The sequence below is a fragment of the Oceanobacillus sp. HCA-5259 genome (assembly GCF_037892815.1).
Taxonomy (GTDB): Bacteria; Bacillota; Bacilli; order Bacillales; family Amphibacillaceae; genus Oceanobacillus; species Oceanobacillus indicireducens.
The window spans coordinates 22,628-42,583 of sequence record NZ_JBBKBV010000015.1; the positions used below are offsets into that span (position 1 = coordinate 22,628).

Sequence of the window (19,956 nt, forward strand, 5' to 3'; positions counted from 1 at the left end):
TATTCTGTTTAAAATGACAAAGGAAGGAGCGTGAGGCTTCATGAGAAGTCCTGAAATTATTTTAGACAATCTAATGAAATGTGCAAAGAAAGAAGATTACAAGTTTGAAAGGCTCTACCGTAACTTGTACAACCCGAAATTCTATTTAATGGCGTATAGCAAGTTAGCGCCTAATAGTGGAAATTTAACGGAGGGTGTCAATTCAGAAACGATAGATGGATTCAGCATGGAACGGGTTGATAAATTGATTCAGCAATTAAAAAATGAAAAATACCAACCTCGCCCTGCTCGAAGAGTCTATATTCCAAAGAAAAATGGGAAGCAACGCCCGTTAGGAATTCCATCTTTCAATGACAAACTAGTACAAGAAGTGATTCGCTTACTGTTGGAAGCAATCTATGAGCCAAATTTTCAAACTACTTCGCATGGTTTTAGACCGAACCGCAGTTGTCACACAGCACTTACAGAAATATCTACAACATTCACGAGCAGTAGATGGTTTATTGAAGGAGATATTCGTGGTTTCTTCGATAATATAAACCATCAAATAATGATTCGGTTGTTGGAGAAGAAAATCAATGACGATAAATTCATTCGTTTAATATGGAAATTTCTTAAAGCGGGTTACGTAGAAGACTGGAAGTTTCACAAAACGTATAGTGGAACACCTCAAGGCGGTATCATTTCTCCTGTGCTTTCTAACATTTACCTCCATGAATTAGATTCGTATATAGAGAAATATAAATCTAAATTTAACATCGGAAAGGTAAAGAAAAAAAGTCTAGAATATAAAAGACTTGAGGGCAGAATGTACTGGTGGAGAAGGAAAATGAAAACGCTAGAACTTCAATCGGATGAGAGAAAACACATTGCATTAAAACTCAAAGAAATGAGTAAGCAACTCACTTCTCTCCACTATTCCGAACCGATGGACCCTAAATATAAACGATTGAAATATGTAAGATACTGTGATGACTTCATTATTGGAATCGTTGGTTCTAAAGAAGATGCACAAGCAGTCAAAAATGACTTAGAACAGTTCCTGCGGAAAGAATTAAAAATTGAACTATCAAGAGAAAAGACATTAATTACCCACACCAATAAGTTCGCCAAATTTCTAGGATATAACATCACAATTTCAAGAGATCAAACACTTCGTAAAGACTCAAAAGGAGTTAAAAAACGATACTACTCTTATAATTGTAAGCTCTATACGCCAAAAAACGCTTGGGTCGATAAATTAAAGTCACTTGGCGCATTGCGAATCAAAAAAGATGGTACATGGCAACCAATGCATAGACCTGAATTGTTATATCTTAGCGATTTAGAGATACTGAGCATTTATAATGCGGAGATTCGAGGATTATATAATTATTATGCTCTCTCCTATAATACGAATGTTTTTAATAAATTTTTGTATGTAATGAAATATAGTATGTACAAGACTTTTGCGAACAAATACAAATCCTCTATTAGCAAAATTTTAAAGAAATATAAGAGGAATGGTGTGTTTACAGTTCAATATGAAACGAAAGCAGGAACACAATCGAGAGTACTGTACAATGAAGTTTTCTCACGCAAAAAGTCAATCGAGATTTCCCGTCAAGTAGACAATCTCCCAGAAGTCAATATTTACAGAGGAAGAACAGAATTGACACAGAGACTATTAGCCAATCAATGTGAATGGTGTGGAACGAAACAAGGAAGTATGGAAGTTCACCACATCAAAAAATTAAAAGATTTAAAAGGTAAGGCTAAGTGGGAGAAAAATATGATTGCACGGCGTAGAAAAACTTTAGTATTATGCCATGAATGTCATGTGAAGTTGCACAAAGGACAATTAGATTGAATAAGTGGAAAGCCGTATACATCGAGAGGTGTACGTACGGTTTGGAGGGGAGTATTTGGAAACCTACCATAGTAATATGGCAAGGCGCTGGGTGCTTACCCTACAGCGACGTCCAAAAACAATTTTTCTTAAAACAGATCAAAGGACGTGGCTATGTCGATAAAGGGGATAATGTCATTACCGAATTTTACACACCACTTGTACCAAAGGGTCATGACTTTTTAAAAGAGATAGAGAAACTTGCTCCATAAAGGCTGCCCAGTGCGGCGGCGTGCGAAGCGTAAGCCGCTGTGCTGGGCAAAGCCTGCGTGGCGACAGCCACGCTTTACCCCCCGTTTCTAACAGGGGGGTAGAAAAACAATAAGAAACTGTTTCAAAAGTACAGAAACCCTGATGTATCAAGGGTTTAGGTCATATTACGAAGATGTCAGCTTTTAGTCCTTAGTTGACATCTTTTTTCTGTTGGGAGGAATGCACATGAATAAAGTACCTTGGTATCAACAATTAAAAGAAAAACGATTAGCATATGGCGTATCGCAAAATAAATTAGCGGTACATGTAGGAATTTCAAGGCAATATATTAGTGAAATTGAAAATGGAAAAATGACACCGACTCAAACCTTACAAAATGCGATGTTCGATATTTTAGAACAATTTAATCCAGAAGCACCACTTGAAATTTTATTTGATTACGTGCGAATACGTTTTTTAACAACAAACCCGAAGCCAGTTATTGAAGAAATTTTACGATTGAAAATGGAGTATATGATTCATGAAGACTATGCATTTTATTCTTATATGGAACAATATGTCTTTGGAGACATTGTTGTAATGGTTTCGCCAGATGAAGATAAAGGTTGTCTGCTAGAACTCAAAGGTAAGGGGTGCCGTCAATTTGAAAACTTTTTATTAGCCCAGCAACGTACATGGTTTGACTTTTTTATGGATGTATTCCGTGTGAATGGTGTCTTTAAACGAGTTGACCTAGCAATCAATGATAAAACAGGCATATTGGATATTCCATTTTTAACGAACAAATGTCGAAATGAAGAATGTATCTCCGTTTTTCGTAGCTTTAAAAGTTACCGTTCTGGTGAATTGGTTCATGGCGAAGAAAAACGAGATATGGGAAATACGTTATATATTGGCTCTTTAAAAAGTGATGTATATTTTTGTGTGTATGAAAAAGATTACGAACAGTATGTAAAACATGGAGCATCCCTTGAAGATACAGACATTAAAAACCGTTTTGAAATTCGATTAAAAAATAATCGTGCGTACCATGCGGTTGTTGATTTGATGACATATGAGGATGCGGGACGAACAGCTTTTTCCATCATTAATCGGTATATTCGGTTTGTCGATAAAGATGAGAAAAAACGACGAAGTAGTTGGCCAATGAATTCGGAGTGGCAACGTTTTTTAGATTTAGGTGAAAACAGAAAAATTTATTTAACAACAAAACCTGAGCCTTATACATTTGGTAAAACACTTAGATGGTTGGCTCGACAAGTAGCTCCTACATGGAAACTAGCAACTAAACTAGATGAGATCAATCAAACAACTGTGATTAAAGATATGTTAAATCAAGCAAAGTTAACCAAACGTCATCAACAATTATTGATGCAACAGGCACTTGAAACAGAGGATGTCATTAAATGATAGATTGGAGGACTTCCATGAAACTATTAAAATATATTGTTATTACAATCCTAGGTGGTATCGTTTTATGGTTTATCGAATGTTTGCGTCAAGTGACAAAATATTAGAACGTGAAAGGAGAAATGTAAGATGAATTTTGGACAAAATTTATACAACTGGTTTTTAAGTAATGCACAGTCTTTAGTCTTAATGGCGATTGTAGTAATTGGTATTTATTTAGGATTTAAGCGTGAATTTTCTAAACTGATTGGATTTTTAATTGTTGCTTTGGTTGCAGTAGGGTTGGTCTTTAATGCAAGTGGAGTGAAAGATGTATTGTTAAACTTGTTTAATCGAATTATAGGGGCTTAAATTATACCGTTTTTTGCGGAAGATAAGTGATCTTCTTATGTTCTGTAAAAAAAATGGTGCACCAAACGGTAGTGCGGTAGGGGTGAATGAGCATACTTTGTGTATCAGCAGATAAAGAGTTGCTGTTTTTTTATATCTTTTTTTAGAAAAGTGGTGATTTTCTATGAGGATGCAAGTTTTCATTGTAAATGTTGATCGATATAAAGAAGAACAAATCAGGGGAGCGTGGTTTGAACCGCCAATTGATTTTGAAGAAATGAAAGAATGTATTGGGTTGGATGATGAATACAAAGAATACGCTATTTTTGAATATGATTTACCTTTTGAGATAGAAGAAACTACACCTGTTTCCGAAATCAATCGAATATGTGAAGCAATTGGTGACATTGAAGGTTCCCCTTTATATGATGTTCTTTCTGAAGTTCAGCGTCAGTGGTTTGGTAGTATTACAGAATTGATAGAACATATGGATGAAATTATCTATTATCCAAATAGTGAAAGTATGATTGATGTTGCAAAGATATTTATAGAAGAAAGTGTCAATATCCCTTCACGTTTACAAGAGTATATGGACTATGAAGCTTATGGTCGTTATCTTGAAGATACGGGAAATTTTATGATGACATCACGGGGGATTTTTGAATATAAACGATAAATGAAAAAGTGTATCTATCAGTAAAATCCTTTTGGAAAGGAGGTCATTAAATGGACATGCAAGTATATATCGCCAATCTCGGAAAATATAATGAAGGCGAATTGGTTGGTAGCTGGTTTACCCCACCAATCGATATGGAAGACGTCAAAGAACGCATTGGCTTAAATAGTGAATATGAAGAATATGCCATACATGATTATGAATTGCCATTTGAGATTGGTGAATACACTCCAATCTCTGAGATCAATCGGTTATGTGCGATGGTAGAAGAATTAGAAGGATCGCCGATTTATCATGAACTATCTGAAATTCAAGGCTACTGGTTTGATAGTTTGGAAGAATTGCTAGAAAATCAAGATGATATTATCTGTTATGCAGATTGTGAAGATATGGAAGATGTGGCTCGTTACTATGTGGAAGAAACGGGTATGCTTGGTGAAGTGCCTACTAATTTACAGAACTATATTGATTATCAATCACTTGGGAGAGATTTAGAAATAAACGGGAGTTTTCTTGTTACATCACATGGTGTATTTGAATATGTTGGATAAGTAAATATAAAAATGTGAAAACAGTCTGTGTTCATGCAGGCTGTTTTCTTCTTTGGAAGGAGAACCTATGAAAAAATTAAAAAGTTATACACGTATTTGGTCGGTTGAAAAAGTGATTTATGCAATTAATGATTTTCGTTTACCCTTCCCCGTCACCTTTAATCAAATGTCGTGGTTTGTAATTTGTTTACTACTCGTCATGTTACTTGGGAATCTTCCCCCACTCTCATTGATTAATGGAGCGTTATTAAAATATGTGGGAATTCCTGTTGGCTTAACATGGTTTATGAGTCAAAAAACATTCGATGGCAAAAAGCCATATAGCTTTTTGAAATCCGTCATTACTTACTTTCTTCGTTCTAAAGTGACTTATGCAGGGAAACCAATCAAATTACAACAAGTGAAAATGAATGAAAATATTACAGCTGTGAGGAGTGAACTGCATGCGTTATCCGATTAAATATATAGAAAATAATCTTGTCTTCAATCATGATGGCGAATGTTTTGCTTATTATGAATTGCTTCCCTACAATTATTCTTTTTTATCGTCAGATGAAAAAGTTCAAGTGCATGATCACTTTCGCCAATTGATTGCACAAAATCAAGATGGAAAAATTCATGCCCTACAAATTAGTACGGCTAGTAGTATTCGTTCTGTTCAAGAGCGTAGCAAAGACTTAGTTACTGGAAGGTTAAAAGATGTTGCTTATGCACGAATTGATGATCAAACGGAAGCACTTGTTTCGATGATTGGGGAACATCAAGTAGACTATCGCTTCTTTATTGGTTTTAAGCTGCTCTTGAATGAAGAGGAAGTTAGTGTGAAATCAATGGGGAAATCAATTAAAAATTCACTATCTTCTTTTGTCCGTGATGTGAACTATTATTTAATGGGTGATTTTGTTTCTATGCCTCATGATGAAATGAGACGTTTCTCTAAAATGGAGTCTTTGCTACAAAACAAAATTTCAAGACGTTTTAAAATACGTCCTTTAGAGAAAAATGATTTTGGGTATTTGGTTGAACATCTACATGGTCAATCAGATGTTGCATATGAAGAATATGATTATGTACTTCCACTGAAAAAATTAAAACATGAAACTTTAGTGAAGCGCTATGACATTATCAAACCGACACGTTGTTTAATAGAAGAAAATCAGCGGTATTTAAAAATCGAACAAGAAGAACAAACAATATATGTTGCTTATTTTACGATTAATTCGATTGTTGGAGATTTGGAGTTTCCATCGGATGAAATTTTTTATTATCAACAGCAACAATTCACATTCCCCATTGATACATCCATGAATGTGGAAATTGTGACGAATAAAAAAGCATTATCGACTGTGCGCAATAAGAAAAAGGAATTAAAAGATTTAGATAATCATGCGTGGAAATCTGATAACGAAACTGGTAGTAATGTGTTAGAAGCCCTGGAACAAGTGAATGAACTAGAAGATGTACTTGATCAAAGTAAGGAGTCGATGTACAAGTTAAGTTATGTCATCCGAGTTTCCGCTTCTACTTTAGACGAACTGAAACAACGATGTAATGAAGTGAAAGATTTTTATGACGATTTAAACGTGAAACTTGTTCGCCCATTTGGCGATATGATTGGGTTACACAGTGAATTTATTCCCGCTAGTAAACGATATATGAATGATTATATTCAATATATAACTTCCGACTTTCTTGCAGGACTTGGATTTGGGGCAACTCAAATGCTTGGCGAAACGGAGGGGATTTATTTTGGTTACAACTTAGATACAGGAAGAAATGTATATCTCAATCCTAGTTTAGCGAGTCAAGGGGTCAAGGGTTCAGTCACCAATGCGCTTGCTTCTGCTTTCTTAGGCTCACTTGGTGGTGGGAAATCTTTTTCAAATAACCTACTTGTATATTATGCGGTTCTTTTCGGTGGACAAGCCCTTATCGTTGATCCAAAGGCGGAACGAGGAAATTGGAAAGAAACATTACCAGAAATGACACATGAAATTAATGTGGTCAATTTATCAAGCGATGACAAAAATAAAGGTTTACTTGATCCGTATGTCATCATGAAAAAGAAAAAGGATTCGGAAAGCCTAGCAATTGATATTCTTACCTTTCTGACAGGTATCTCTAGTCGTGATGGAGATAAATTCCCTGTATTACGACGGGCCATTCGTGCGGTTAGTCAACAAGAGGAACGCGGGTTACTTCTTGTTATCCAGGAACTTAGAAGTGATCCGAATCCATTAGCACGTCCTATCGCCGATCATATTGAAAGTTTTACGGATTATGACTTTGCTCACCTTCTGTTTTCAGATGGAGCGGTTAAAAATTCGATTAGTTTGGAAAAACAGTTAAATATTATTCAAGTAGCTGATTTAGTATTGCCCGATGCAGAAACGGGTTTTGAGGAATATACGACGATGGAATTACTTAGTGTTGCGATGTTAATTGTTATTTCTACTTTTGCATTGGATTTTATCCATTCTGATCGAAGTGTATTTAAAATTGTTGATTTAGATGAAGCTTGGAGCTTTTTACAAGTCACACAAGGAAAAACATTGTCTAACAAACTAGTAAGAGCTGGACGTGCCATGAATGCGGGTGTTTACTTTGTTACTCAGAATGCAGATGATTTAACGGATGAGAAATTGAAAAACAATATCGGTGTGAAGTTTGCCTTTCGTTCTAGGGATATTAATGAAATCAAAAAAACATTAGAATTCTTCGGCGTCGATAAAGAAGATGAAGGCAATCAAAGGCGACTTCGTGAACTAGAAAACGGCCAATGCTTGATTCAAGATTTATATGGGCGTGTGGGGATTATTCAAGTCCACCCTGTCTTTGAAGATTTATTTGATGCCTTCGATACTCGCCCACCTACAAATGAGAAAGAGACGAGGTGATGATGTGAAGAAACGGCAATTGAAAAAAGTGATTTTAACGGTAGTACTCATTGGTGTTGCCGTTTTTCTATGTCTACTATTACTTGGTACATTTGCACAAGCTGCGGGATTGGTAGATGATACGGTATCAGAAGATAACTTATATTCCATTTATCCATTAGATCATTACCAACTTGATTTTTATGTCGATACAGGTTGGGATTGGCTGCCGTGGAACTGGAATGATGGAATTGGTAAACAAGTCATGTATGGACTCTATACGATTACCAACTTCATTTGGATAATAAGTCTATATTTATCAAATGCGACAGGCTACTTAATCCAACAAGCCTACTCCCTTGATTTTATATCCCAAACAGCAGATGCGATTGGAAAGAACATGCAAACATTAGCGGGGATTACGGCAAGTGGGTTCAGTAGTTCGGGATTTTATGTTGGTTTCTTGCTTCTGTTTATTTTAGTCATTGGGATTTACGTGGCTTATACAGGATTAATGAAACGAGAAACAACAAAAGCGATTCGAGCGATTATGAATTTTTTAGTCGTATTTCTCTTATCAGCTTCTTTTATTGCTTATGCGCCAACCTATATTACAAAAATCAATGATTTTTCAGCAGATATTAGTGAAGCAAGCTTAGATTTAGGAACAAAAATATTAATGCCAAGCTCAACTAGTCAAGGAAGAGATAGTGTCGATATGATACGGAACAATCTCTTTTCTATTCAAGTAGAGCAACCATGGATGTTGTTACAATTTGATGATTCAGATAAAGAAACGGTTGGGGAAGATCGCGTTGATACGCTAGTTTCGATTAGTCCAGATTCCAATAACGGAAAAGATCGTGAAAGTGCTGTAAAAACCGAAATTGAAGATCATGACAATAAAAATTTAACGATTACGAAGACCACGACACGTTTAGGCATGGTCTTCTTTTTATTTCTATTTAACATAGGAATATCCATTTTCGTATTTCTGTTATCGGGTATTATGATTTTCTCGCAAATTCTATTTATTATTTATGCGATGTTTTTACCGATTAGCTTTCTATTATCCATGATTCCAACTTTTGAAAACATGGGAAAACAAGCCATTATGAAATTGTTTAATGTGATTATGCTACGTGCAGGCATTACGTTAATTATTACCGTTGCTTTTAGTATTTCATCTATGTTGTACAGTTTAACAACGAGTTATCCATTTTTCTTAATTGCCTTCTTACAAATTGTGACGTTTGCAGGCATTTACATGAATCTTAGTAACATCATGAGTATGTTCAGTTTACAAAGCAATGATTCACAAAACGTTGGGCGTAAAGTGATGCGTCGTCCTTATCGAATGTTTAATCGTGGGGGGCGTAGATTGCAACGTAATATTACGCGAACACTTGCAGGGGCTACTGCAGGGGCGACGGCTGGCGCATTAATTGGTCAGTCTAAAAAAACAAAAGGAAGTTCATCCCCTCTCCGTCCATTACAACGGCCCACATCGTCACCTAAAAAGAATCAAGAAAAATCAAACGAACAGACGAATCAAACTTCATTAAGTCAGAAGTTTGGTCAAGTAACTGGAAAGGTACTTGGTGCAAAAAACCAGGTTAGAGCAAATATTCAACACAGAAAAGAACAATTGGTTGATTTCCCGACGAATACAAAATATGCGGTCATGCAAGGGAAAGAACAATTTAAAAAACCAGTTCACGATTTTAAACAAGGTGTGGTGCAATCGAAGGAACAAAGAGAAAAAGCAGCAAAAGAACGTTCAGTAAAGCATCGGCAAACAATTGCAGATAGGCGACGAGCATTGGATAAAAAACGTGCAGCTTCTCGTGAGCGGTCTACTCATACACGACCAGTTACTCAAAGAGAACCTATTGTAGGAAAAATTATACAGCAACAAAAGACATCATCTAACGAACAAGAGATGCATAATCAAATTGAACAGTCGCAGGCACAAAGAAAAAGAACAACTTCTAAAGAACGTCCTCGAATGGAAAATAAGCAAGAAATACGAAAAGTCATGAAGCATGTAGGTAAACCAATCAAAGTGTTGAAGAAAAGACAGCTTCAGAAACGTTCCGTGCCTAAAAATAGGAGGGAACGTCAATGAAGGTCATGCGCCTAAAAATAATGCTCATTACGTATGGAGTAGGCTTTCTACTCTTTTTTGGATTGTTGGTTTTTGTAGCACTTTTTATTTCTAATGAAGATGATTCATTAGGAGGAAATTATTCTGACATGGATGGCGGTGGAAGTGTTTCCGTGTCGGCAGAAGTATTAAAACATCGCTCAATGGTAGAGAAATATGCGAAAGAATATGGCGTTAGTGAATATGTGTCAACATTACTCGCAATTATGGAAGTGGAAAGTGGAGGAAGATTAATTGATGTGATGCAATCCAGTGAATCGATGGGGTTACCACCAAATACGTTAGATTCGGAAGAAGCATCCATAAAGCAAGGAGTAAAATACTTTGCTGATTTAATTCAATCCGCAGAATCTAAAGGAGTGGATGGAAATACGATTATTCAAGCTTATAACTATGGCGGTGGTTTCATTGATTATGTTGCACAAAGAGGAAAAAAATATAGTTTTGATTTAGCACAAAGCTTTGCGAAAGAACATTCAGGTGGAAGTAAAACGACTTACTCTAACCCAATTGCGGTAAAAAAGAACGGTGGTTGGCGATACCTGTATGGCAACATGTTTTATGTCGATCTAGTCAATCAATACTTTCACTCCCCACAATTTGATGGTGACCTTGTGCAACTAGTGATGGATGAAGCCTTGAAGTACGAAGGCTATCCTTATGTATTTGGTGGGGACAATCCAAACACTTCTTTTGATTGTAGTGGACTTACACAATGGAGTTACCAAAAGGCTGGCGTTAATTTACCAAGAACAGCACAACAACAATATGACTTTACAGAACATATCCCTTTATCGGAAGCAAAACCGGGTGATTTAGTATTTTTCCATTCAACTTATAATGCTGGAACGTATGTTACTCATGTTGGTATTTATCTTGGAGATAACCAGATGTACAACGCAGGCGATCCGATCGGTTATGCAGATTTAACAACTGCCTATTGGCAAAAGCATCTAATTGGAGCTGGACATATTAAACAATAGAAGGGGTTGGAATAGATGAAAAACATCTTTAGGAAAAGTGGAAAGCAAACGGTCGAAACAAAACCGTCAAAAATAAAAGTAAAAAATATTGGAATGCGTAAGAAATCAGTGATAGTTTTGTGGATTGTATTAATCAGTAGTCTTGTTTTTGGTATATATAAGAATTTTACGGCAATTGATCAACATACAGTTCATGAAAAAGAAGTGATTGAAACAAAGCTTATAGACACAAATGCGATTGAAAGCTTTACGAAAAACTTTGTGAGAGATTACTATGCATGGCAAAATAATAAAGATTCTATTGAACAAAGAGAAGAAAAGTTAAGCCTTTATCTAACAGAAGAATTGCAAGCCTTAAATACCGATACAGTAAGAGCAGACATTCCTACTAGTTCGAGTGTCAGTAATATTGATATTTGGTCGGTATCACAAGAAGATGACGATACTTATGCGGTCGTTTATACAGTAGAGCAAAAAATTACGGAGGATAAGAATAACGAAAAGACCAGTTCCACCTATCGAATCTTACTTCATCAAGATAGCATGGGAAACTTAGTTATTACCCAAAGTCCTACCTTATGGAATGTGTCGAAAAAGTCAGATTATGAACCGCAGCAACCTGAGAGTAATGGTACAGTAGATTCTGATAAGGTGCAAGAAGTAACGGAGTTTTTGGAGACATTTTTTACGTTTTATCCGACTGCGACGGATAAAGAACTTGCTTATTATGTAAAAGATCAAGCTTTGCCATTAATTAATCAAGGGTATGTCTTTTCTGAATTAATCAATCCTGTATTTAAAGAAAAAGAAAACCAAATAAAAGTTTGGATTACAGTTAAATATTTAGATGAGACAACCAAAGCAATACAATTTTCACAGTATGAATTGATTTTAGAGAAAGATAGGAACTGGATGATCGTAGAATGAAAATAATCTAGTACATTTATTTGTATAAAAACATACCATTTATTTTTTAAAAAATAAGTGGTGTGTTTTGTCATACTTTTCACAACCCTATAGCAATTCATTTTTTTATTTACAAATTTACTTCATATGGCTAGACCAATACTTTTTTAACTCCTTTGTAGGCTGACTTTCCGTTTTAATGCGCGATATAATAAATGAAGCTTTTATACATATGCGTAAGGAATTGAGCTAACAAAGGAGTGATTATATGATTAAAGATAACGAAAAAGAACTTTTATTAAAGCATGTTTTGAATCAAAAATTGTATTTTTCAGAAATAGAAGAAAAACTAGTCAGAGTCACCTATGGTTTGATGGCAGACAATGTGTACACAATAGACCATGCTATTCCTGATTTGATTAAAATTATTGATCTACTTGAACTCGAACATCAAGCTATCATGCTCGAAATTAATCGTATATTAGAATTATCTGATTAAATATAGCTTGAATCTGTAATTTTAAATTATTTGTGTAGTATAAAACATAGAATAGGAGTTTAAAATTTGAAAACAAGAAAGGAACTATACGAAGAAATTATGTCCTTAAAAAGAAGAATGATCCATATTGTGGATGAAAAAGGTATGAATCATCCTGTCACTATTCAAACTAGCCAAAAACTAGATAGGCTAATTACTGAATATATGAAATTAACATAAATGAGTTTTTTTGAGAGGGGACAGAATAATAACTTCGTTGGAGTATTTTATTTGATATAGGCTAAGCTTATTTTGGAAACGGAGAATGATTGTTGAAAGTAAAAAGCCAAATTTCTCGCTGGAAATAAGGATAATTTGGCTTTTATTTATCAAAACCCTAATGGTAGCCCCATTATTCAATAAAAATAGATGAACTAAACGGAAACTTAACCTGAAGTTGGAAATATAACAGTAAATATACTACCTTCGCCTAGTTCACTCTGCACAGTTATATCACCACCGCAAAGTTTTGTAATCCGTTTTACAAGTGGAAGACCAAGTCCATTTCCTACTTTGGAACGAGAGGTATCTTCTTGAAAAAATCTATCGAAAATACGTGATTTAGTCTGATTGTCCATTCCAGGACCATCATCTTGAATGACAAAGTGAATTTCTTCATTTTTATTTGTAAGGCTTATATTTATTAAGCCTCCCTGATAGGAAAAATTAATTGCATTATCTATAAGATTAATCCAAATTTGCTGTGTTAAATCTTCGTTTCCAATATAAATTATTTTATCTAATTCTACATTTAAAGTAATTTCTTTTGAAGCCCATTTAGGCTCCATTAATATGATTGTTTTTCTGAGTTGTTCATCGAGCCTGAAAGGACTTTTATCCACAATAATTTCTAGATTTTCGTATTTTGACAAAGTTAGTACATTGGTGGATAACGCAGCTAAGCGTTCTGATTCCGTGATGATAATATCAAGATACTCTTGACGTCTTTCTTCTGGAAGATTGTTTTTCTTGAGAAGTTTTGCAAAACCGCGTACAGAAACAATCGGTGTCTTAAATTCATGGGAAAAATTGTTAATAAAATCACTTCTCAAAGTTTCAATTGTTGAAAGCTCTTGTGTCATTTTGTTAAAGCTGTAGGAGAGCTCTTCCAATTCTCCAATGCCTTTCAAATCTAAATTAATATTAAAGTCGCCATTAGCAACCCTATGTGTAGCATCTATTACCTTACGTATAGGATTTAACGCTTTTCTACTTAAAAAAGCTGTGAGTGCTGTTCCAAGAATAATGCAGAAACCAAAAAGAACAGATAACAGTAGTAGGGGATTACCTTTGTTTCCATTAGGAAGAGAAATAATATCCATATATTGTAGTAATACAGCACTACCACCAATTAAAAGAAAAGTTACTATCATAACAAACATTACAAATATAACCAATATTATAGTAAGATTTACTTTCTTCTTAAAAAAAACTCTCATTCTTTTTTCACCGCCTTATAACCAAGACCGCGCACTGTAACAATTTCAATCTCTGGCCAATCTCGAAATCTGTTTCTCAATCGGTTGATGTGAACATTAAGTGTGTGATCATCGGTATCGGACTCCATTCCCCAAATATCATCCATTAGTTGAATCCGGGTAAAAATCATGTTTGGATAAGATAGTAGCTTAAATAGTAGATAAAATTCCTTCTGTGGAATCGTAATAACTTCATCTTCACGAGATACAGTGAGCGAATCATAATCTAGTACTACTTTGCCAATTGTAAGTTTTTGTTCGTTAGCAATCTTGGCTCTGCGAAGGAGTGCTTTAATTCTAAGAATCATTTCTTCTTCATCTACTGGTTTTGTCATATAATCATCAGTCCCTACAAGAAAACCTTTCCTCTTATCCTTCTGTTCTTGCTTGGCTGTTACCATTAGTATTGGTAGCTTATCCCAAGAAAGACGAAGTAGCTGGGTTAATTCATAGCCGTCCATATTTGGCATCATTAAATCAAGAACGACTAAATCAATTTGATGCTTTTCCATTAAATTAAGTGCAGCCAAACCATCCTCTGCTCCATAAGTTCTAAATCCGTTTTGTATTAAAACCGCACACATCAACTTTCTAGTGTTTTTATCATCTTCTACTACTAATATGTTAATCATACGTAATGACCTCCAATTAACTTCATTATAACTAATTAAATTATACCTTTAAAATGTAAACTGAAAATCAATTGATTATTTTCGTCCAGTTGATTTTCAGTTTATATAGGTCTGCTACATTATTAGAAGTGTAAAGCAAAGTGGAAAAATTTTGTTTATAGATTAATCTACAATAGGATTCAATAACCTATTTTAATATCATCTTTTACAAATGCGAATTGGAATTAGGAGGAAATTGTAATGTTGAAAATATCGCAACAGAGTTACATGCCTGTATATGGAGCAAAGAAGGTGAAAAAATCATGACCATGTCACTTTCGATCCGTAAACTAATACTCACTCTACACGTGATTACATCCGTGGGATGGCTCGGCTCCGTTGTAGCTTATATCCCCGTAGCCGCATATGTTCTAACAAATCAAGATGCTAAGATAGTACAATCCACTATACAAATAATGGACTTGATTGTCGTGTTTATAGTTGTGCCCATGGCTTTTGCATCACTGATTACAGGAATTGTGTTATCACTTGGAACCAGCTGGGGTTTATTCCGTCATTATTGGGTTTTGTTAAAGTTTTTGTTAACCTGTCTAGCTATTTTTGTCCTAATCTCATATACACAAGAACTAAGAGAAATGGCATCTATTGCATCGAGTATCGACATGAGTGTTTTGCAAGACCGGGAGCACATTGCACACACGATTGGAGGATTATTAGTATTGCTCGTGGCTACAATATTGTCAGTGTACAAACCAAAAGGTTTAACTAAGTATGGGTGGCGTAAACGAATGAAAATAAAGAACAAAGCCGACACTACAACATATTCAAGACCACGTTGGATAAAAGTGACAGGAATCACCGCTATTGTAATGCTTCTACTAATCACTCTTTTAATCATAGTACTTCAATTTCTTTGATTAACAATATTAATCAGGGGAGGGTATATCCGCGGGGAAATGAACGATTGTGATAACTGGTGGCAACACTGGCTTAGGGTTCAAATGCGCTTAGAGTATTGCGAATAGCGGTAAAGATTATCTGGAATTAATTGCATGCCGTAAAAGAGAAAAGGTAAATGTTGCAAAGAAAAACTTGAAACAAGAAACAAGGAATCCCCATATTTACGCACTTTAATTGAATTTAGCATCACATAAATTCGTACGAAAATTTTATAAAGCATTTGCGATGGTAAGTTCGCCTTTGTATGCTCTTGTCTGTAATGCGGGCTTACATGGGAGTGGCATAACAAAGGATGGTTTTGAAGAAACTTTTGACGTCAATCATTTGGGGCATTATTTATTGATGGATTTATAGCTTAATCAAATGATTAATGCTGGACGTATCGTGTTTGTTATTAGTGATATGCATAGATCCGCCAAGATTTTTGTCTTTTCGGAATCCAATCCATATAAATGAAGGTTAATAGAGTAGTTAGTATAAGTAAGTACTTTAAATCAAAATCTAATAATGGTAATACAACAAAAGAAGGAGTAGAACGATAATGAAGATATTAGTCATAGGAGCAACAGGAAGAACAGGGGAAGAGCTTCTTAAACAAACATTGGAACAAGGGTATGAAGCGGTTGCGTATGTAAGAAGACCCGATGCTGTGCCTATACGGGAGAATTTACAAGTTATTGGTGGGCAATTAGATGATACAAAGAAATTAACTAAGGCATTAAAAGGAATTGATGCTGTTTTAATGGCCCTTGGAAATTCGATCGCAAATAGAAATGAAAAATTATTTGAATTTGCTATTCCGTCTGTCATTGAAGCCATGAAAGAAGCAGGTGTCAAACGATTAATTAGTTTATCAGGTCTAGGTGTTGGAGACACATTTGAAAATACACGTTATCCATATCGCTTTGGTATCAGATCCTTCTTAAAAGGGAATTTTGCGGATCATGTAGCTGGAGAGAAGCAATTGGAAAACTCTGGGCTCAATTGGACGACAATCCATCCAGGTCCTCTTTTTAACGGAGGAAAAACGAAAAATCCGATTGTAAAAGATGCAGCGAGCGGTTATAAAATGCCAAGAGCTCCTCGTACTAATCGAGCAGATGTTGCTCACGTAATGTTAAGTATAATTGAAGATGACACGACCTTTGAAAAGCAACTGGTAATGTCATCGGTGCAAAATAGTAATTAAAGGTAGAACAATGAAAAATCATAGATGGAAGTATATTCACGGTAGCCATTTCCGCTATAAAAGCAGGAATTTCAAGCACCTAATATAAGGAGGATGGATATATGAATAGGTTATTACTTTCTATGGGTGATCTCAAAAAAAATGAGAAGATAAAACCAATTATAGGTCATTATGGATATTGGGTGAAATTAACATATCTTAGTGTTGTATCGGCGCTATTTGGTATGTCTTTCGCACTTGGTGGAAATATTGGATATGCTGTAATCTGCCTGATGATTAGTGGGTTATGTGATATGTTTGATGGCCCTGTAGCAAGACTTAAAAAAAGAACCGCTAGTGAAGAAAGTTATGGAGTCCAAATAGATGCCTTAGCGGATATCATTAGCTTTGGGATATTTCCAGTAGTTATTGGATATGCGTTAGGTCCTCACTATTTATCCCAAGAATTTGGTTCTTTCGCAATGATAATGAATATATTAATTGCTATCTTATATATTTTAACTGCACTTATTAGACTCGCATATTTTAATGTTATAGAAATAGAACTACAAAGAAGGAATGAAAAACGTACGTATTTTGAAGGATTACCTGTTACGAGTGTTGCTATTATCATTCCATTAGTTTATGTAATATGTGTATATTTAGATATTTCGCTTTCCCCTGTATATAATATAATGCTTGTTCTTATGTCTATTGCGTTTGTACTTAGGGTGAAAGTTCCCAAGTTAAGTATTCGTCAATTGTTAGTTTTCCTATTGATAGGAATACCTGTTATTATTTACATTCTTTGGTCTTTAGGAGGTAAACTATGAAACATCATACGGAAACTTATGAATCTGTAAAAATATCTGATAAAGATAGTTTTGCTGTTAATTTCTTGTATAACAGTTTTCCAGGCAGATTGTTGTTAAGTTTATTTGTAAGGCCAACTGTTTCAAAGGTTTTTGGGACTTTAATGGATAGTCTACCATCAAGATGGTTCATCCGAATTTTTATTAAACGAAATAACATTAATATGGGTGAATATAAAAATGCCAAATACAAATCTTTTAATGATTTCTTTACACGGGAAATTAAAAGAGAATTAAGGGCTTTTCCAGTCAACGAATATGATTTGGCTGCGCCTAGTGATGGAAAATTGACAGCTTACCCGATTACAAAGGACAGCATTTTTCACATTAAAAACTCGGCATATTCTGTTAATAGTTTACTTCAAGATGACAAGCTAGCAAAGGAATTTATGAATGGTGTTTGCCTGATTTTTCGATTAGAGCCAGATGATTACCATCGATATAATTATATTGATGATGGGGAAATTTTATCTTGCCAAAAAATAAACGGTGTGCTTCACACAGTACGTCCCATTTCACAACAACGATATAAAATTTATACGGAAAATGCTAGAGAATACACAGTTATACAAACGAAAAACTTCGGTAAAGTAATTCAAATGGAAGTTGGGGCTCTATTAGTAGGACGGATTGTAAATCAAAGTGTAGGGCGTACAGTTAAACGTGGCGATGAAAAAGGAATGTTTGAATTCGGCGGTTCTACAATTGTTATGTTGTTTCAAAGCAACTCAATTAGCCTTAATGATGCCATTTATAAGAATACAAATGAAGATAAAGAAACCATTGTTAAAATGGGATATAGAATTGGGGAAAAAATGATGTATGAAAGGGGAGAACTACAATGAGTAGAGTTGGTATGATATTTGTTGTAATAGTTATGCTTTCTATCTATGGGGGCGTAAATTACTATATTGCCGGTAAGATCTATCAATGGCTTAGTTTAGTTTTCCCATATTTAAATACAAGGCTGTACATAGGTATATACATATTCGCTGCATTTTCTATGATACTCGTTTTTTTACCGCTTCCTTTCGTCGTGAAGAATATCATAAGTTGGCTAAGCGCACATTGGATGGGGATTTTTATATACCTACTACTATTTATTGTCATAGCTAACTTAGTCATATTGATTGGCAGTATGATAAACCTCATTCCAAATCCTACACCAGAGAGTATCTATTTTTATACGGGATTGATAGTGATTTTACTAACTACTAGCTTCGTAACCTATGGTTTATACAATGCAAATCAGATTAAACATGTTTCCTATGATATTCAAATGAAAGAAAATAATTTACAGGAAGATATTAAAATAGTTTTGATAAGTGATTTACATTTAGGGGCTGTAAATTCTGAAAAGCGGCTTAAGAACATAGTGAAAAAAATAAATCAACTTGAACCCGATATTGTAAGTATAGCTGGGGATATATTTAATGATGATTATAACGCTATTCAAAAACCAGAAGAAGCCATTGATTTACTAAGTAGTATTAAAACGAAATATGGCGTATATGGCAGTTTAGGAAATCATGACGGAGGAGGTACTTTTGATGATATGGTTCGCTTCCTTGAGAGAAGCAATATAAGGCTTCTTAGTGATGAGCATGTAATTATTAATGATGAGTTTATTTTAATTGGACGAGTAGACCCCTCACCAATAGGTGGATTCAAAGGACTACAACGAAAAGAAATAGCAGATATTATAACTTCAATTGATGATACAAATATACCGATTGTTGTGATGGATCACACGCCTACTAAACTTGAACAATATGATGGGATAGCTGATTTAGTACTTGCTGGTCATACACATAGAGGGCAAATATTTCCAGGTAACTTAATAACAAATGCAATATTTGAAGTAGACTATGGATACTATCAAAAAGATGCAACCAGTCCTCATGTTATCGTGTCGTCAGGTGTGGGAACTTGGGGGATGCCGATGAGGGTAGGATCAAATAATGAAATTGTGAGCATAACTTTACATTAAATTGATTCAAATAAGTAAATTCGATTTTAATGATTAGAGGCATTACACCTTGGTGATTGCATGCCGAAATTCCAACAATGCAGATAATATAGGTGAAAAGTAAAAAAAGCAAGACTGTCAGTTTCAATATTTATACGCCTATCTTGGAGTCGACCACAATCGAATCAATACGTAAACACTATGATTCAAGCTCCTTACTATGATTACTGATTAGTGGAAGTAAATAACACTATTCTTATGATAAGGCAAATGGGTGCAAAGGCTATATTAATAACTATCTTATAAATAAAGTAATAATCTAGGCCTTTAAAGAATGGA

19 protein-coding genes and 1 pseudogene are annotated in these 19,956 nt (G+C 34.9%); 18 read left to right on the plus strand and 2 right to left on the minus strand.

All coding sequences use genetic code 11. The annotated features are described in order from the left end of the window. Positions 1 to 40 precede the first annotated feature (40 nt). The 13 genes and pseudogenes from WKU33_RS10100 (at position 41) to WKU33_RS10160 (ending at position 12,718) form a co-directional block, all read left to right on the plus strand. Positions 41 to 1,849, plus strand: a complete 1,809-nt coding sequence (locus WKU33_RS10100) for a reverse transcriptase domain-containing protein (protein WP_340454383.1) — start codon at positions 41 to 43, stop codon at positions 1,847 to 1,849. A gap of 107 nt (positions 1,850 to 1,956) precedes the next feature. Further along, positions 1,957 to 2,100, plus strand: a pseudogene (locus WKU33_RS10105) (ATP-binding protein); the annotation flags it as partial. 211 nt (positions 2,101 to 2,311) lie between these two features. Next, positions 2,312 to 3,511, plus strand: coding sequence for a MobT family relaxase (mobT, locus tag WKU33_RS10110; RefSeq protein ID WP_340454385.1), 1,200 nt, complete (start codon positions 2,312 to 2,314; stop codon positions 3,509 to 3,511). Between the two features lie 129 nt (positions 3,512 to 3,640). Continuing rightward, positions 3,641 to 3,862 (plus strand): hypothetical protein, encoded by a 222-nt coding sequence (locus WKU33_RS10115; protein ID WP_050349780.1) that lies wholly within the window; start codon positions 3,641 to 3,643, stop codon positions 3,860 to 3,862. Positions 3,863 to 4,025: 163 nt separating this feature from the next. Further along, positions 4,026 to 4,517 carry an antirestriction protein ArdA gene (locus tag WKU33_RS10120; protein WP_340454387.1) on the plus strand — a complete coding sequence of 164 codons (492 nt, stop codon included), beginning with the start codon at positions 4,026 to 4,028 and terminating at the stop codon, positions 4,515 to 4,517. Between the two features lie 50 nt (positions 4,518 to 4,567). Continuing rightward, a complete protein-coding gene (locus tag WKU33_RS10125) occupies positions 4,568 to 5,068 on the plus strand; it encodes an antirestriction protein ArdA (protein WP_340454389.1) in 501 nt (166 codons plus the stop codon). 67 nt (positions 5,069 to 5,135) lie between these two features. Then, positions 5,136 to 5,528 (plus strand): conjugal transfer protein, encoded by a 393-nt coding sequence (locus WKU33_RS10130; protein WP_340454391.1) that lies wholly within the window; start codon positions 5,136 to 5,138, stop codon positions 5,526 to 5,528. Then, a complete protein-coding gene (gene tcpF, locus WKU33_RS10135) occupies positions 5,512 to 7,965 on the plus strand; it encodes a conjugal transfer ATPase TcpF (RefSeq protein ID WP_340454392.1) in 2,454 nt (817 codons plus the stop codon). Before WKU33_RS10130 ends, tcpF begins: the two co-directional genes overlap by 17 nt. After that, on the plus strand, positions 7,946 to 10,072 hold the full coding sequence (locus WKU33_RS10140) for a CD3337/EF1877 family mobilome membrane protein (RefSeq protein ID WP_340454394.1): 2,127 nt from the start codon (positions 7,946 to 7,948) through the stop codon (positions 10,070 to 10,072). Before tcpF ends, WKU33_RS10140 begins: the two co-directional genes overlap by 20 nt. Positions 10,073 to 10,077: 5 nt before the next feature. Continuing rightward, entirely contained in the window at positions 10,078 to 11,094 is a 1,017-nt protein-coding gene (locus WKU33_RS10145) for a bifunctional lytic transglycosylase/C40 family peptidase (protein ID WP_340454450.1), read from the plus strand. A 15-nt stretch (positions 11,095 to 11,109) separates the two neighbouring features. Next, positions 11,110 to 12,021, plus strand: coding sequence for a conjugal transfer protein (locus tag WKU33_RS10150; RefSeq protein ID WP_340454396.1), 912 nt, complete (start codon positions 11,110 to 11,112; stop codon positions 12,019 to 12,021). 247 nt (positions 12,022 to 12,268) lie between these two features. Further along, entirely contained in the window at positions 12,269 to 12,499 is a 231-nt protein-coding gene (locus WKU33_RS10155) for a hypothetical protein (protein WP_340454398.1), read from the plus strand. Between the two features lie 66 nt (positions 12,500 to 12,565). Then, complete coding sequence (locus WKU33_RS10160; RefSeq protein ID WP_340454400.1) at positions 12,566 to 12,718, plus strand: aspartyl-phosphate phosphatase Spo0E family protein; 153 nt, start codon at positions 12,566 to 12,568, stop codon at positions 12,716 to 12,718. Between the two features lie 206 nt (positions 12,719 to 12,924). Here WKU33_RS10160 and WKU33_RS10165 read toward each other — a convergent pair whose 3' ends face one another. Both WKU33_RS10165 and WKU33_RS10170 read right to left on the minus strand, forming a co-directional pair. Beyond that, positions 12,925 to 13,977, minus strand: coding sequence for a sensor histidine kinase (locus WKU33_RS10165; RefSeq protein WP_340454402.1), 1,053 nt, complete (start codon positions 13,975 to 13,977; stop codon positions 12,925 to 12,927). Next, positions 13,974 to 14,648, minus strand: coding sequence for a response regulator transcription factor (locus tag WKU33_RS10170; protein WP_340454404.1), 675 nt, complete (start codon positions 14,646 to 14,648; stop codon positions 13,974 to 13,976). Before WKU33_RS10170 ends, WKU33_RS10165 begins: the two co-directional genes overlap by 4 nt. Before the next feature lie 308 nt (positions 14,649 to 14,956). Here WKU33_RS10170 and WKU33_RS10175 point away from each other — a divergent pair, with 308 nt between their 5' ends. The 5 genes from WKU33_RS10175 (at position 14,957) to WKU33_RS10195 (ending at position 19,638) form a co-directional block, all read left to right on the plus strand. After that, positions 14,957 to 15,565: a hypothetical protein gene (locus WKU33_RS10175; protein ID WP_340454406.1), complete on the plus strand. Its 609-nt coding sequence runs from the start codon at positions 14,957 to 14,959 to the stop codon at positions 15,563 to 15,565. A gap of 584 nt (positions 15,566 to 16,149) precedes the next feature. Then, positions 16,150 to 16,797 carry an NAD(P)-dependent oxidoreductase gene (locus WKU33_RS10180; RefSeq protein WP_340454408.1) on the plus strand — a complete coding sequence of 216 codons (648 nt, stop codon included), beginning with the start codon at positions 16,150 to 16,152 and terminating at the stop codon, positions 16,795 to 16,797. A 101-nt stretch (positions 16,798 to 16,898) separates the two neighbouring features. Beyond that, positions 16,899 to 17,609, plus strand: a complete 711-nt coding sequence (locus WKU33_RS10185; protein ID WP_340454410.1) for a CDP-alcohol phosphatidyltransferase family protein — start codon at positions 16,899 to 16,901, stop codon at positions 17,607 to 17,609. Further along, positions 17,606 to 18,493 carry a phosphatidylserine decarboxylase gene (locus tag WKU33_RS10190; protein WP_340454412.1) on the plus strand — a complete coding sequence of 296 codons (888 nt, stop codon included), beginning with the start codon at positions 17,606 to 17,608 and terminating at the stop codon, positions 18,491 to 18,493. Before WKU33_RS10185 ends, WKU33_RS10190 begins: the two co-directional genes overlap by 4 nt. Next, on the plus strand, positions 18,490 to 19,638 hold the full coding sequence (locus WKU33_RS10195; protein WP_340454414.1) for a metallophosphoesterase: 1,149 nt from the start codon (positions 18,490 to 18,492) through the stop codon (positions 19,636 to 19,638). The genes WKU33_RS10190 and WKU33_RS10195 overlap by 4 nt, the downstream gene beginning before the upstream one ends. Positions 19,639 to 19,956: the final 318 nt, after the last annotated feature.

Coding starts and splice junctions, on each gene's coding strand:
- WKU33_RS10100 (WP_340454383.1), top strand. CDS start 41: ATGAGAAGTCCTGAAATTATTTTAGACAATCTAATGAAATGTGCAAAG.
- WKU33_RS10115 (WP_050349780.1), top strand. CDS start 3,641: ATGAATTTTGGACAAAATTTATACAACTGGTTTTTAAGTAATGCACAG.
- WKU33_RS10120 (WP_340454387.1), top strand. CDS start 4,026: ATGAGGATGCAAGTTTTCATTGTAAATGTTGATCGATATAAAGAAGAA.
- WKU33_RS10125 (WP_340454389.1), top strand. CDS start 4,568: ATGGACATGCAAGTATATATCGCCAATCTCGGAAAATATAATGAAGGC.
- WKU33_RS10130 (WP_340454391.1), top strand. CDS start 5,136: ATGAAAAAATTAAAAAGTTATACACGTATTTGGTCGGTTGAAAAAGTG.
- tcpF (WP_340454392.1), top strand. CDS start 5,512: ATGCGTTATCCGATTAAATATATAGAAAATAATCTTGTCTTCAATCAT.
- WKU33_RS10140 (WP_340454394.1), top strand. CDS start 7,946: ATGAGAAAGAGACGAGGTGATGATGTGAAGAAACGGCAATTGAAAAAA.
- WKU33_RS10145 (WP_340454450.1), top strand. CDS start 10,078: ATGCGCCTAAAAATAATGCTCATTACGTATGGAGTAGGCTTTCTACTC.
- WKU33_RS10150 (WP_340454396.1), top strand. CDS start 11,110: ATGAAAAACATCTTTAGGAAAAGTGGAAAGCAAACGGTCGAAACAAAA.
- WKU33_RS10155 (WP_340454398.1), top strand. CDS start 12,269: ATGATTAAAGATAACGAAAAAGAACTTTTATTAAAGCATGTTTTGAAT.
- WKU33_RS10165 (WP_340454402.1), bottom strand. CDS start 13,977: ATGAGAGTTTTTTTTAAGAAGAAAGTAAATCTTACTATAATATTGGTT.
- WKU33_RS10170 (WP_340454404.1), bottom strand. CDS start 14,648: ATGATTAACATATTAGTAGTAGAAGATGATAAAAACACTAGAAAGTTG.
- WKU33_RS10175 (WP_340454406.1), top strand. CDS start 14,957: ATGTCACTTTCGATCCGTAAACTAATACTCACTCTACACGTGATTACA.
- WKU33_RS10180 (WP_340454408.1), top strand. CDS start 16,150: ATGAAGATATTAGTCATAGGAGCAACAGGAAGAACAGGGGAAGAGCTT.
- WKU33_RS10185 (WP_340454410.1), top strand. CDS start 16,899: ATGAATAGGTTATTACTTTCTATGGGTGATCTCAAAAAAAATGAGAAG.
- WKU33_RS10190 (WP_340454412.1), top strand. CDS start 17,606: ATGAAACATCATACGGAAACTTATGAATCTGTAAAAATATCTGATAAA.
- WKU33_RS10195 (WP_340454414.1), top strand. CDS start 18,490: ATGAGTAGAGTTGGTATGATATTTGTTGTAATAGTTATGCTTTCTATC.